This is a genomic window from Maribacter sp. Asnod2-G09, from assembly GCF_045063795.1.
In the GTDB taxonomy this organism is placed as follows: domain Bacteria; phylum Bacteroidota; class Bacteroidia; order Flavobacteriales; family Flavobacteriaceae; genus Maribacter.
The window spans coordinates 900285-913890 of the sequence record NZ_JBEFOA010000004.1 but is presented as its reverse complement, the minus strand read 5'-3'; the positions used below and the strand labels follow the sequence as shown (position 1 = coordinate 913890).

Below are 13606 nucleotides of genomic sequence, written 5' to 3'. Positions count from 1 at the left end.
GTTTTAATTGAATTTTGATTTTCCTAAATGCTATGTCAAAAAGAATTAATACATTGTAGATTAACTGAATTTTAAATAAACATTTAATTTGCTTCATTATATAACATATCCACATGAAACTTCTACTACATGGGTCACCTTTGTGCATGGTGCAGGAGGTAGTTCTTCGATATGGTATAAGCAAATTCGAGAATTTAAAAAGCATTTTAATGTATTGCTTTTAGATTTGCGAGGGCATGGTAATTCTAAGCCTAGTCTTAAGAATGTTTTTGATGAAAAATATACTTTCGATGTCATTACCAATGATATCGTTGAGGTTATTGATCATGAAAAGATTGAGAAATCGCACTTTGTAGGTATTTCATTAGGTACTATACTTATTAGAAATTTAGCAGAAAACCATCCTGAACGAGTTGAGAGTATGGTTATGGGTGGTGCTATTATGAAGCTCAATTTACGTTCTCAAATACTTATTAAACTTGGTGTCGTGTTTAAAACTGTGATACCTTATTTATGGTTGTATAAGTTTTTTGCATTTATTATAATGCCAAATAAGAACCATAGAGAGTCTAGATTGCTTTTTGTTCGCGAAGCAAAGAAATTGTATCAAAAAGAATTTATTCGTTGGTTTAAACTTACTTCAGAGATTAATCCGCTACTGCAATTTTTTAGATCTGCAGATATTAAAATACCTACGCTTTATGTAATGGGTGAAGAAGATTATCTGTTTTTGCCTAGTATTCGTAAAATTGTAAAATTGCATCACAATTCTGAGCTAATAGTGGTTGAAGACTGTGGTCACGTAGTAAATGTAGAGCAACCCAATTTTTTTAATGAAAAGGTTGTAGCATATTTAGCACAACAAGGCTAATTGAATCTTTAATAAATTGATATTATCTTTTTCGCTCTTTGAAAAAGTCTAAAACAAAAAAAACCGATGCTCCCACCGGTTTTTAACTAACTAACTCAAAAAATAACTAACTCAAAAAATTGAAAATGAATGTTTTAATACTGTTCTTTAGTTTTTAACGCATAACTTTTTAAGTTATTGTAAAGGTTGTTAAAAATCTACTTTTTATCTTGTAGTGCGAATACTTTTTTCAGTACATCTGTTGTTCTAGATGAATACTTTGTTCTAATTTCTTCTTCTTCTACAGCTATCATTTTATATACACCAGCAAGGGCTTCTTCGGTAACGTAATCTGTTAAATCAGGATTTACATTGTTTGTAAGTGGTATAGCATTATATTTCGTAATAATCGAGCTCCAAATTTTATCTGCACCTACCTTTTTAAAAGACTCGTTTATTACCGGATTGAATTTTGCATACAATTCTGTATTCGTCTTTGTTTCCAAATAAGAAGTTGCAGCGTCATTGCTTCCCAAAAGTATATTCTTGGCATCTACGAAAGACATATCCTTTACAGCATTCACGAAAATTGGAGTTGCTTCAGAAACAGCATCTTCAGCTGCACGATTTAAAACTTTTAGTCCTTCATCTGCTAAGCTACCTAAACCTATATCGCGTAAAGTCTTATCTACCTTTTGTAAATCTTCAGGTAAAAGTATTTTTACTAACTCATTTTTGTAGAAACCGTCAGTTGCAGTTAATTTGCTAACCTGTTTTTCAATACCTAGGTCTAATGCTTCTTTTAATCCGTTTGCAATGGCATCGTTACTTAAAACGCCTTCTGTAGAAGTTGGTAATTGATTTACTACCTGTTGTAATTCTGCACAAGAAACAGCTAGTAACATGCATATGGCTAAGCTTACTTTTTTTATCATCTTAATGAAATTTATTTAGGGTCTATTGTACTTACGAGAATATTACGGTTTTATTGTTGTAGACCATCGTTTTACGTGCAATATGAAGTTTTACACCTCTTGAAAGCACGATTTTTTCCAAATCTCTACCTTTGGCAATGAAATCTTTAATGGAATGGGAGTGGGTTACCGTGGTTACATCTTGCTCAATAATCGGACCTGCATCTAGCTCTTCTGTTACATAATGACTCGTTGCACCGATAATTTTTACACCTCTTTTAAAAGCTGCGTGATAAGGTTTTGCTCCTGCAAATGCTGGTAAAAATGAATGGTGAATATTTATAATCTTATTAGGGAACTTATTTATAAGTGTTCCACTAACGATTTGCATATATCTAGCCAATACGATGAAGTTGATATCATGCTTTTCTAATAGAGCCAACTGTTCTTTTTCTGCTTCAACTCTGTTCTTTTTTGTGAACGGAACATGAAAGAAAGGAATATTAAATTGATCAGCTATATGTCTTAAGTCATTATGGTTACTTAATATAAAAGGTATTTCAACCTCTAATTCACCAGAACGGTATCTACTTAATAGGTCGTAAAGACAATGCTTGTACTTAGAAACGAAAATAGCCATTTTGGGTAATTTATCGTCTGTGTGAATACTCCATTGCATGTTATACGTGGAAGCTAACTCTTTTTGAAAAAGAGCTTTAAAGTGATCCAAGTCGGAAAAATCTTCTTCAAATTCAACAACGGTACGCATAAAAAATACGTTAGCTGGTTTGTCTACATGCTGGTCAAGGTAAACGATGTTGCCTTTGTTTCTGCTAATGAATCCGGTTACGGTACATATAATACCTGCTTGATCCGGACAATGGATTAAAATTGTTGTTTTCAATGGAATTCTAATTATAGCATCAAAAATAGGCCATAATTCTTAAAATGCCTGCTATAACTTGTATTTTGAGAAGAATTTAGATTAATTAAGAGTGTTCAGATTTCCAAACCTTATATGACTTTCTGAAACTTTTAATTTCTTTTCTTAGTAGATTAATATACTCGGTTTCTTTAACACCATGCTTCTCTAAACCCATACAGTACGAGTTGATATTTCTAATGATAATGTTGATGTAAGAAATGGTTTCTAAACGTTCATTGCTGCAATTAGAATATTCTACTTGTGCGATTTTTTGAGGTATAAGAATAGAATCGGTTAAAATAGAATTAGCCATAATATCTCTAAGGCTTTTCGATTCGCAAAGGCGCATGAGATCTTTATTGAAAGATACGTACGACGCAATTTCTCTGCTCATGGTGCAGAGTTCCAATGCTTTCCTATAAATAGGTAAATGTTTTAAACTTCGATATGCCATTATGTGGGGTGTAATTAGCGTCACATAAAATTACGTTAGTTATTTGTAAATTTTCTATCGAATACAAACGTAATTTGTATTTTTACCTTTGATAATAAAAAATTAAACAGAAAAACTTTTGAATCCAAAGATAGACGAGCTTAATTGGAAAATACTGAAACAATTGCAAGATAATGCAAGAGAATCATTTGCAAATATTGGTCGTGCCGTAGGGCTCACAGCACCTGCAGTTGCTGAACGTGTTAAGAAAATGGAAGATCTTGGTATTATACAGGGTTATAAGGCTACCGTGTCTCATGCGTTGACGGGTCATCAATTAAAAGCCATTATAACATTGCGCGCTTTTATGGGAAAATTAAAACCATTTTTGTCTGTGGTTCTTACTTTAGAAGAAGTCATAAATTGTTATCGAATTACCGGAAATGAGAATATTGTTATGGAGGTTGTTTTAAAAGATCAGTTTCATTTAGAAAAGTTTATTGATCAACTAATTCAATATGGAGAAACTAGAACGCATATTGTTTTATCGCAGGTTATTTCGAATGCGCCAATGCACAAGATAAAATAGAATTTTTATTTAATTGTTTTAACTAGCTTTTGGTAATTTGTAATTCAATTTAAAAAGACTGTTTATTGATAATTATTTTGGCTAGATTTTTGATATAAAATAAATGATGAAAAAAATACTACTCCTTGCCTTCGTTTTAATTTCTTCGGTTGTGTATTCTCAAGAGCTTAGACTTTTGAGAGGTGCCATTACAGAGAATTTGGTTGTAAATGATACTGTAAATGAAACATATTCACTTTATTTACCTGCTAATTTTGAGGTAAATAGACCTTGGCCTGTTGCTTTTGTGATGGATTTGAAAGGGAAGGGCAAGGCAGCTGTTTCAATTTTAATTAATGCTGCTGAGCAAGAAGGCTATGTTTTGGCAAGTTCTAATAATCTAAGTGATTCACTCGCTATATCTGAAAACGTGCTCATTGCGAATAGAATGTTTAATGCTGTTTTTAGTACGATACCTACTGCAAAAAATCGAACCTATACTGCAGGGTTTGAAAGTGGTGCAATGTTCGCATCTATTTTACCTACGTTTGTTCGAGAAATAAAAGGTGTTATTTCTATTGGTGCATCGGTTGGTAATGTTGAAATATTAAATACAAAACAACCTTTTCAGTTTATTGGTTTGGTCAATAGGTCAGATTATAATTTCACTTCAATGTACAATACCAAGCAGGTGCTGAATAAATTAAAATTTCCAAATGAATTATTGGTATTTGATGGCCCTCGAAATCTACCAGAGAAAGAGATAATTGCGAAAGCGTTTAGAATGTTGACATTGACCAGTATGGCTAAAGGTCATATAAAGCGTAACGATAGTTTAATAAAAAGTTCATACGATGAGTTTTTGGTCGATGTAAATAAGAGTGTATCAAACCAGAAGCCACTTTTAGCTACATATCAAATGTTTGATATGGAGAAAATTTTCTATCCTTTAATGAAATTAGATTCTTTAAAGGCTTCTCAAAAAGTTTTAAAACGTAGTACTTCTTTTAGACAGGCTAATAGAAGTCAAAATAGTTATTTTTTAAAGGAGTCATTCACGAAAGAAGATTACGGATACTATTTAGAGGAAGATATTATTTCATACAACTATGCTAACTTAGGATGGTGGAATTTTCAAATGGAAGAATTAAATAAATTAGATAAGAGTTCTAATTTGTTCGAGCGTCAGATGTCAAGTAGATTAAGAGGTTATATTAATGCCTTAGTTTCTGATAATATAGATTATATAGCAGCTGATGAGAAAGTAGATTTTGAGGCTTTAAATTTATTATACATGATAAAAACCATAACTGCACCTGCAGAGCATGATGGTTATTTAAAAGTCATATCCATGAGTTCTAAAATGGAAGATTACGGTACGGCCTTATTCTATTTAGAAGAACTTTTAAAAACTGGATACACAAATAAAGAAGAGTTGTATTCGTTAGAATATACATCTTTATTTAAAATTATGCCTGAGTTTAATGAGGTGGTAGAAAAGTACTTGAAAGGTGCTAGATATGATGTTATTGAACAGTAAGGTGTGGTACCTTTTCTACATCCCAATCAATAACTAATCCTTTAGCTAGAGATTTGGCAATCTCTTTTCCGTACAGCACTTCGCATAAATATAGTGCAGCTTCAAAGCTTTTTGCTCCACCGGCTGAGGTTATATACTTTCCGTCGTGAACGAATAATACATTATCTTTTATATTCAGATTAGGAAACATCTTTCTATAATTCTCCACATCACTGGGGAAAGTCGTCGATGCAACCGAATCTAAAATTCCCGCTTTTGCCAGGGGGAATGCTCCGTCGCAATGGCTAGTCATATATAGCGCACTTTTATCAACCTTTTTGATAAAATCTAACATAGCTGTGTCTTTTAAATCACTATCCATTGAATGCTCTGCACTGGGCACTACCAATATGTCTATTTGAGGTAAATCGTCTTTCGTGTAATCGTAATCTGGAAGAATGCGCACCCCTTCAAAAGTGGTTATGGGTTCTAATGTATTGGCAACAATAAAAGTGTTCATAGCCTTAATATTCTCTCTATATTTTGTATGCTGAAAAATATCGAAAGGTGCCGTAAATTCAGAATTGAAAGTACCATCCATAATAAGAAAAGCAACATTGTAGCTTTCAGGATTTAGCTCGGGCTTTATTCTAACATCTTCAGCGATTATTTCTTTTTCAACTGTCGATTTTTTCTCTTGACAGCTTATTAAGATGATAAGAAATAGTGGTAAAATATAGGTAAATTTCATATTTAAAAAGTATAAGGTTCTAAAGTACGATTATAAGTAAAAAAAGGTACAATGAATAAATTGTATTTTTGAAGTGTAAAGTTAGAGATATGAGATTATGTATTGCGGTTTTAGTTTTAGGAATGTTTGTTTCATGCGGACAAGAAAAAAAATATCATGATGTAAAGAACGATATAGCAGCTACGGTAACATCAGATAAATTAGCCGATATTTTATTATTTCAAGAAGAATTGAATGCTGAATTTAAGGATCCAGAAACTTCTCCTTTAGCGGATCGTTTCCGAATAAAATTTGAAACTTTAGATTTCTTTGCGCCAGATACTAATTACGTAATTGAAGCACAGTTGGTAAGAACACCCGAAGCATTGCCGTTTTCAATGCCAACTACTACAGGTAGAGAATCTACAGAGGTTGTTTATGGTGTTGCTAAGTTTTCTATTAATGGAAAAGCTTATGAATTGGAAATTTACCAATCTCCAGATTTAATTACTCAAGAGAAATATGAAGATTATTTGTTTTTGCCTTTTACAGATAATACGAATGGCGAAGAAACTTATGGTGGTGGTCGTTATTTAGATTTAAGAATTCCTGAAGGCAATACAATTATTCTTGATTTTAATAAAGCTTACAATCCGTACTGTGCTTATAACAAAAAGTTTAGTTGTCCTTTAGTGCCTGCCGTTAATAATTTAGATACTGAAATTAAAGTAGGGGTGAAGGCATTTGAACATTAAGTTGTAAAAAATAAAAACCTCGGCAGGTATTGCCGAGGTTTTAAAACTTAAACTATAAAATCAACCATTAATATTATCAACTACTTAGAAAGAGTAGATAGCTGCAAGTACAAAAGATGATAAGCTTTTTTGTGGGTTTAAATCACTGTCAGCAAAGAAAAATGAATCATCAGAAGCAGAATCTAATCTTAATTCTGGTTTAATAGTTAAATTATCAACTGAATAGCTACCTGTTAATGTAACTGCAAATACGCTTGATTCTTCAACACCAGTTCCTATTGCTCCAAATTCGCCATCTAGCTCAGTAAAGTATTCACCTCTTAGACCAATTGTAAAGTCTTCAGAAGTAGCTAATTGAGGGTATAAAGCAACACCTGCAAATCCTGCAGCATCATCTCCACCATCAAAATATGCAGCGTTCAATCCTAAAAAGAAATCATCAGAAAGATCAAATCCACCTGTATAGTCAATTTCAAAAGCACCATTATCAGCTAAGAAGTTAAGGTATTGTCCACTGTACCCTAGTTGTGCGCCATATGCATATTTTCCATCCATATTTAACTCAGTAATATCTGTACGGTTCATAACCGCTAACATTAAGCTAAAGTCATCAGATAAAGCAAAGTCAGCTTTTAAACCTGTATGAGAAAAAGGACCGTAAGAAAATAAATAAGAAGTACTGTAGTTAAAATTAGCTGTTGGAGAAATTACTTCGTAACCTAAAAAAGTATTGAAATTACCAAAAGTTAACGTAACATCATCACTAACATTCCAGTAAGCATAAAGCTGATTAACTATGTTGCCAGTAGCAGAATATATAGGAGATGCAAAAATAGCATCTGTTCCTCTAGGACCAAAAACTAAATCAGCAACAAAACCTGCTTTTTCTCCTTCATAACCAGCAACTACATTTGCCATTCCTAGTGCAAAACCAGGTAAATTAGCAAAAGATGAACCTGGTGCTGCATTTGGTACACCACCTGGTGCAGAGTTATCACCATTTAAATTTGCTCTGTAATATGCATCTATTGATCCGCTTAAAGTAAAACTAGGAGTTGTTTCTTCCTCTTCTTGAGCTACTACACCAGCAGCTGCAAAAAGCATAAGACCTGTTGCGAAAATATTTTTTACGTACTTTGTATTAATAATCGTTTTCATAAATTTTGATTTTTACCCCGTAGGGGATGAATTAATTTGAGTAATTTATTGATAGGTTATGTAACGGAGCGTTCTGCAAAACGCTCCGTATTTTTTTAGTGTTGATTCATTCTAAAATCTGCATAAGCATCCATACCGTGCTCATGAATATCTAAGCCTTCAACTTCTTCTTCTTTAGAAACTCTAAGACCGATAGTTGCTTTAAGTACACCTAAGATGATACCAGAGGTTACAATACAGAACCCACCTACGATTAATACACCGTATAGTTGCGTCATGAATTGAGCTCCGCTTGCTAGGTTTCCGAAGATACCTACAGCTAATGTTCCCCAAATACCACAGATTAAGTGAACTGCTACAGCACCTACAGGATCATCTAATTTAATTTTATCTACTAATGCTACACCACCAACGATGATGATACCAGCGATGAAACCAATAACGACAGCTTCATTAGGTGACATTAAATCTGCACCGGCTGTGATACCTACTAGTCCACCTAGAATACCATTTAAGAACATGGTTAAATCTAAATTTTTGTAAAGTATTGTTGATGTAATCATTGCGCCAAAACCACCAGCTGCAGCTGCTAAACTTGTGGTAACCAATACTAGAGAAGTTAATTCTGGATCTGCAGATAGTACTGAGCCACCGTTAAAACCGAACCAACCTAACCATAATATTAATACACCGGCAGTAGCCATTGGTATACTATGACCTGGTATTGCGTTTGGCTTACCATCTTTACCGAATTTTCCGATTCTAGAACCTAATAAGAAGATTGCTACTAAAGCAGCCCATCCACCTACTGAGTGTACTAATGTTGAACCTGCGAAATCGTAGAATCCCCAAGAATCCAAGAATCCTCCACCCCATTTCCAAGCACCTACTATTGGGTATACTAAACCTACGTATATAACGGTGAATATCATGAAAGCACCAATTTTCATACGTTCAGCCACTGCACCAGATACAATTGTAGCTGCTGTTGCTGCGAACATTCCTTGAAAAAGAAAATCTGTCCACCATGTGTAGCCTCCGTCTGCATATTCAGCAGTCATTCCGCCTTCTGGGGCAGCAATACCGAAGCCTGCAAATTTTAATATTCCCATATCTCCATCTTCGAAACCTGGGTACATTAAATTGAAACCCCAAGCGTAATAAAGTAATAGACCACCTGTAATAATAAAGATGTTCTTAAATAATATGTTTATTGTATTTTTTTGTCTGGTTAAGCCAATTTCTAAAAAGGCAAAGCCTGTATGCATGAAGAATACCAATGCGGTAGCCAACATCATCCATACGTTATTTGCTGTAAATAATCCTGCGTCCATTTCGTTTAGTTTTTAGTTATTTAGTTTTTGGTTTAGTTGATACCTGCTAATCCGTCTTCTTTGGTTCTTATTCTATATGCTTCAAGTACCTCAGAAACGAAAATTTTACCGTCACCTACATTACCAGAGTATGCAGCTGTAAGAATAGCGTTGACTGTTTTTTCAAGAAAGTCGTCTGATACTACAATGGTTAAGTACCTGCGCTGAATATCGGTAGTACTGTAAGAGATACCGCGATAAACGTGACCTTCTTTTTCATTTCCTACTCCTGTTACATCCCAGTAACTGAAGAAGTTAACTTCAATGTTGTGCAACGCCTCTTTGACATCGTCAAACTTTGATTTTCTGATAATTGCCTCGATTTTTTTCATTTGAATAAGTTTTTGATACTGCCAAATATATGTTAATAAAGTTCAGACCCTAAAAATAATAGGGTCTGAATACTGATTTTTATCAGTATGATAATATATACCCCTAAAAAATTAGGGTATCGTTATTTAAACATGAAATTACTGAAGATACCAAGAAGAGGAAAAGCAGATTTGCGCTACATCATAGAATAATCGTCAGGAAAATGAGTAATTATCTAACGATTGTTTAATAAAATAGCAAATACTTAAAAAAATGAATAAAAATAAAATAGTGAATGGTGAATGTTAAATTTATAACACTTTGCAAATCCATAGCCCAAGTGATATGGCTAGTATACCAATCGATACACTTAAGCCCATATATAAGGATGTTTGAAGTAATGAAGATTCTTTAAAGAGAATATTGCTTTCTAATGCGAATGTAGAGAAAGTGGTAAAGCCCCCGCAGAAACCGGTGGCTAATAATAAAGTTTGATTTTCTGAAATGTAATTGTTCTTGAGAGAGAGACCTATTAGTATACCTATAAGTAAGCAACCAATAATATTGACTAAAAATGTACCTAGATAGAAATTTGAATAATAGGCATTCAGGTTCTTTGATATGTAATATCTTAAAATACTACCAAACCCACCACCTATAAAAACCAGTAAAAATTGTTTCATACCTTATAAAGGTAAAAACTAAACTGCTTTCTTGTAGCTTGTAGTAAGTAAATCTAACGGATAGATTACAGAAGTTGGTTGTTTAGCTGATTTTTGAGATGATGTTTTCGCTTTTTGCGAAACACTAATTAAGCTAATTGCAACTAACGCAATGTTAATACCTACTAATACTAAAAAAATTGTAAGAAATGTCGTCATAATATATTACATCTTATAGATGAATAACGCAAAATTACGGTATTTGGTATATTAAACGTCGATAATCGGTGTTTTGTTGTGAAAATGTTAATTTTTGTGGTGTAGGAAAAAAATTAACTATTCCTTTAGGAAAAACTTTATAAATAATAGGAATGCTACGAATAGTGTAAAGAAAACACCAATCCATTTAACACCTTTATAATTCTTTTGGTGCAATTTGAAGTCTTTTTTGTAAGTGATGACAATAATAATGGCGAAAACCACTGCAAAAGCGATTGCAAAAATGATTTGTCCGGTGCTAAACATATTTCATATTTTTACGCAAAGCTAACGGAAAACGGTATAATAAAGATGAAAAACAAAATCAAAGCAGTAGAAGAGTTTCATAATTCTTTTGGTCTAGGTGTTTCAGAAGATATGATTGCAGACTTAGGAGAAGCGAAAAATACTTTGCGTTTCAATTTAATGGATGAGGAGAATAAAGAGTATTTAGAAGCTGCTCAGAATAATGACCTAGTTGAGGTTGCCGATGCCTTAGGTGATATGTTATACATATTATGTGGTACTATTTTAGAGCACGGTATGCAGTATAAAATTGAAGAGGTGTTCAATGAAATACAAAGAAGTAATATGAGTAAACTTGGTGAAGATGGTAAACCTATTTATCGTGAAGACGGTAAGGTTTTAAAAGGACCTAATTATTCGAAACCGAATATTGGTGTCATATTAGATAAATAAAAAAGGGGGCGAATCGCCCCCTTTTTTTATGCTTCTACTTTAAAACGCCATCCGAATTTATCTTCAGACTTATTGTACTGTATATCTGTTATAATTTTCTTTAATTTTTGTGCGTAGCTATTTTCTAGCTCTGGCAACTCATAATCTGTATCTCTAAATCCGAAACCGGCAATTGGCGAAATTACGGCTGCTGTACCAGCACCGAACATTTCTTTTAAAGAGCCATCTTTAGCTGCGTCAACAACTTCTTTAACTGTAATTTTTCTAACCTCGGTTTTTATACCTTGGTCTTTAGCGATATCTAGAATACTTTTTCTGGTAATACCATCAAGAATACGATCACTAGTTGGGCCTGTTAATAAGGTATCATTAATTCTAATGAAGATGTTCATTGCACCCGCTTCTTCAATATATTCGTGGGTAGTGTCATCTGTCCAAATTACTTGGTTGTATCCCCTTGCTACTGCTAATTGAGTAGGGTAGAATTGACCTGCATAATTACCTCCAGCTTTTGCGAAACCAACACCACCGTTTGCTGATCTAGAATATTTCTCTTCAATAAGTACTTTTACTTTACCAGAAAAATATGCTCCAGAAGGTGCACAAGCGATAATGAATTTATATTCATCGGCTGGTGAAGCATGAAAGCCATTTCCAGAAGCGAACATAAAAGGTCTTATATATAATGAACTACCTTCTTGGGTAGGTATAAAATCTTTGTCTAGTTTAAGCAACGTAGTTAGCCCCTCCATAAAGTAATCTTCAGGAATTTGAGGTATACACATTCTTTCCGCAGAAATATTAAAACGCTTGTGGTTTTCTAATGGTCTAAACAGGTAGACATCATTATTTTCATCCTTATAGGCTTTCATACCTTCAAAAATAGATTGTCCGTAATGGAAAATCTTCGAAGATGGATCTAGCGTAATTGGTTGGTAAGGCGTAATTGTTGGCATTTCCCATGCACCATTTTTATAGGTGCAGACCATCATATGGTCAGAAAATACAGATCCAAAAGCAAGATTGTCAAAATCTACTTGGTCAATTTTAGAGGTTTTTACCTTTTCTATTGTGATATCTTTCGTTGCAATACTCATGAAATATGTAACTTTAGTTGATTAAAATTAAACAAATATCCCTACTAGCACTTCTTTTTTAGTTTTAAATTGATGAGTTTTGCAGGTATATCAACATTTTTAGGATTTATGAAAGGATTTAACATATTACTTGTGTTTTTATTTGGGTTTTTTACTTGTCTTGCACAGCAAGATGTAGCTAATAGTTCATCAAAATTTTATGGTGATGAATTTAAAATCACCGAATTAAGTATCAAAGATGATGTCATGAAGCAATTTGCATCAATGCCTGTAGCTGACTCTTTAAACCTTCAATTCAAAACTAAGGTAAAAGAGGTTTGCAAAGTAAAAGGTTGTTGGATGATTGTTGAACTACCAGAAGGTGAGCAAGCAATGGTACGTTTTAAAGATTACGGATTCTTTATGCCTGCAGATATTTTAGAGAAAGAAGTGGTTTTAAACGGATTGGCGTTTGTTGAAGAAATGAGTGTTGGTGATCAACAGCATTATGCTAAAGATGGTGGAAAAACAGAAGAAGAGATAGCAAAAATTACAACCCCGAAAAGAACTTATAGTTTCGAAGCATCGGGAGTGTTAGTTCCGAATTAATTTGAAAAGAGAAATTATTATTACAGGCGATGGTTCTAAAACCATTCAGATTATGGACTGGCAAGAACAGTACCACTCAAAACATGGTGCTATTCAAGAAGCTTACCATGTTTTTATTAAGTCTGGTTTAGATTTATTCAAAGACAAAGAAATTCAGATTCTAGAAATTGGTTTTGGTACGGGTCTAAATGCGTTTATCACGCTTATTGAATTTGAAAAGCGTAATCTGCAAATAAAGTATACGGGTGTAGAGGCTTATCCGGTTTCAAATGAAGAGCTCGAACAATTAAATTATTTAGAAGAATTAGAATCACTTTCTAGAAAAGACGATTTTGATTTAATGCATTCATCCCCTTGGGGGCAAGAAATAGAAATCGCTAAAAATTTCAGTCTAAATAAGCAGCAGAAATTTTTTAAAGAGATTGATGCACTCAATACCTACGATCTTATTTATTTTGATGCTTTTGGCGCTCGTGTACAGCCAGAATTATGGACGGTAGAAATTTTTCAAATCATGTTCAATGCTATGAAAAGTGGCGGGTATTTGGTTACTTATGCTGCTAAAGGTAGTGTTAGGCGAGCTATGTTAGAAGTTGGTTTTCTTGTAGAGCGACTTCCTGGACCTCCTGGTAAAAGAGAAATGTTGAGAGCTAAAAAGCAATAATAAAATTCTTGTTAATATAACTTTAACGCCTTGTGCATCAATAGGTTTGTCAACAATGTTAAATCGGAATTAAATAGTGTGTCAAGAATCTTCAAAAATGA

Annotated in this window: 17 protein-coding genes; 7 read left to right on the top strand and 10 right to left on the bottom strand. The window is 33.5% G+C overall.

Annotated elements, in window-relative coordinates; all coding sequences use genetic code 11:
* Positions 1-88 precede the first annotated feature (88 nt).
* On the top strand, positions 89-871 hold the full coding sequence (locus tag ACJJVT_RS11025) for an alpha/beta fold hydrolase (RefSeq protein ID WP_405398651.1): 783 nt from the start codon (positions 89-91) through the stop codon (positions 869-871).
* Between the two features lie 197 nt (positions 872-1068).
* Here the strand turns inward: ACJJVT_RS11025 and ACJJVT_RS11020 are convergent, their stop codons facing one another.
* From ACJJVT_RS11020 to ACJJVT_RS11010, 3 genes are all read right to left on the bottom strand, one after another.
* The gene (locus tag ACJJVT_RS11020) at positions 1069-1785 is read right to left on the bottom strand and encodes a DUF4197 domain-containing protein (RefSeq protein WP_303598058.1); all 717 of its coding nucleotides are present in this window, start codon (positions 1783-1785) and stop codon (positions 1069-1071) included.
* 31 nt (positions 1786-1816) lie between these two features.
* Positions 1817-2668: a formyltetrahydrofolate deformylase gene (gene purU / locus ACJJVT_RS11015; RefSeq protein WP_303598059.1), complete on the bottom strand. Its 852-nt coding sequence runs from the start codon at positions 2666-2668 to the stop codon at positions 1817-1819.
* 85 nt (positions 2669-2753) lie between these two features.
* Positions 2754-3083 (bottom strand): hypothetical protein, encoded by a 330-nt coding sequence (locus ACJJVT_RS11010; RefSeq protein ID WP_244534027.1) that lies wholly within the window; start codon positions 3081-3083, stop codon positions 2754-2756.
* 178 nt (positions 3084-3261) lie between these two features.
* Between ACJJVT_RS11010 and ACJJVT_RS11005 the strand changes: the two genes are divergently transcribed.
* Positions 3262-3711 carry an Lrp/AsnC family transcriptional regulator gene (locus ACJJVT_RS11005; protein ID WP_405398648.1) on the top strand — a complete coding sequence of 150 codons (450 nt, stop codon included), beginning with the start codon at positions 3262-3264 and terminating at the stop codon, positions 3709-3711.
* A gap of 106 nt (positions 3712-3817) precedes the next feature.
* The gene (locus ACJJVT_RS11000; protein ID WP_405398646.1) at positions 3818-5230 is read left to right on the top strand and encodes an alpha/beta hydrolase; all 1413 of its coding nucleotides are present in this window, start codon (positions 3818-3820) and stop codon (positions 5228-5230) included.
* Here ACJJVT_RS11000 and ACJJVT_RS10995 read toward each other — a convergent pair.
* Positions 5217-5960: a DJ-1/PfpI family protein gene (locus ACJJVT_RS10995; RefSeq protein WP_405398644.1), complete on the bottom strand. Its 744-nt coding sequence runs from the start codon at positions 5958-5960 to the stop codon at positions 5217-5219. The genes ACJJVT_RS11000 and ACJJVT_RS10995 overlap by 14 nt on opposite strands.
* Before the next feature lie 89 nt (positions 5961-6049).
* Between ACJJVT_RS10995 and ACJJVT_RS10990 the strand changes: the two genes are divergently transcribed.
* Positions 6050-6694 (top strand): DUF1684 domain-containing protein, encoded by a 645-nt coding sequence (locus ACJJVT_RS10990; RefSeq protein ID WP_405398643.1) that lies wholly within the window; start codon positions 6050-6052, stop codon positions 6692-6694.
* A gap of 84 nt (positions 6695-6778) precedes the next feature.
* Here ACJJVT_RS10990 and ACJJVT_RS10985 read toward each other — a convergent pair whose 3' ends face one another.
* The 5 genes from ACJJVT_RS10985 to ACJJVT_RS10965 form a co-directional block, all read right to left on the bottom strand.
* A complete protein-coding gene (locus ACJJVT_RS10985; RefSeq protein WP_405398640.1) occupies positions 6779-7852 on the bottom strand; it encodes an outer membrane beta-barrel protein in 1074 nt (357 codons plus the stop codon).
* A gap of 95 nt (positions 7853-7947) precedes the next feature.
* The gene (locus ACJJVT_RS10980; protein WP_405398638.1) at positions 7948-9186 is read right to left on the bottom strand and encodes an ammonium transporter; all 1239 of its coding nucleotides are present in this window, start codon (positions 9184-9186) and stop codon (positions 7948-7950) included.
* A 32-nt stretch (positions 9187-9218) separates the two neighbouring features.
* Positions 9219-9557, bottom strand: a complete 339-nt coding sequence (locus ACJJVT_RS10975) for a P-II family nitrogen regulator (RefSeq protein WP_133672409.1) — start codon at positions 9555-9557, stop codon at positions 9219-9221.
* 291 nt (positions 9558-9848) lie between these two features.
* Positions 9849-10220: a fluoride efflux transporter CrcB gene (gene crcB / locus ACJJVT_RS10970; RefSeq protein WP_405398636.1), complete on the bottom strand. Its 372-nt coding sequence runs from the start codon at positions 10218-10220 to the stop codon at positions 9849-9851.
* Between the two features lie 18 nt (positions 10221-10238).
* Positions 10239-10418: a hypothetical protein gene (locus tag ACJJVT_RS10965; RefSeq protein WP_405398634.1), complete on the bottom strand. Its 180-nt coding sequence runs from the start codon at positions 10416-10418 to the stop codon at positions 10239-10241.
* Positions 10419-10769: 351 nt separating this feature from the next.
* Here ACJJVT_RS10965 and ACJJVT_RS10960 point away from each other — a divergent pair, with 351 nt between their 5' ends.
* Complete coding sequence (locus tag ACJJVT_RS10960) at positions 10770-11156, top strand: nucleoside triphosphate pyrophosphohydrolase family protein (RefSeq protein WP_073243241.1); 387 nt, start codon at positions 10770-10772, stop codon at positions 11154-11156.
* A gap of 26 nt (positions 11157-11182) precedes the next feature.
* Here ACJJVT_RS10960 and ACJJVT_RS10955 read toward each other — a convergent pair whose 3' ends face one another.
* Positions 11183-12253 carry a branched-chain amino acid aminotransferase gene (locus tag ACJJVT_RS10955; protein WP_405398631.1) on the bottom strand — a complete coding sequence of 357 codons (1071 nt, stop codon included), beginning with the start codon at positions 12251-12253 and terminating at the stop codon, positions 11183-11185.
* Positions 12254-12361: 108 nt separating this feature from the next.
* Between ACJJVT_RS10955 and ACJJVT_RS10950 the strand changes: the two genes are divergently transcribed.
* Positions 12362-12841, top strand: a complete 480-nt coding sequence (locus ACJJVT_RS10950; protein ID WP_405398629.1) for a DUF4920 domain-containing protein — start codon at positions 12362-12364, stop codon at positions 12839-12841.
* A 1-nt stretch (position 12842) separates the two neighbouring features.
* On the top strand, positions 12843-13505 hold the full coding sequence (gene mnmD / locus ACJJVT_RS10945; RefSeq protein WP_405398627.1) for a tRNA (5-methylaminomethyl-2-thiouridine)(34)-methyltransferase MnmD: 663 nt from the start codon (positions 12843-12845) through the stop codon (positions 13503-13505).
* Positions 13506-13606 lie beyond the last annotated feature (101 nt).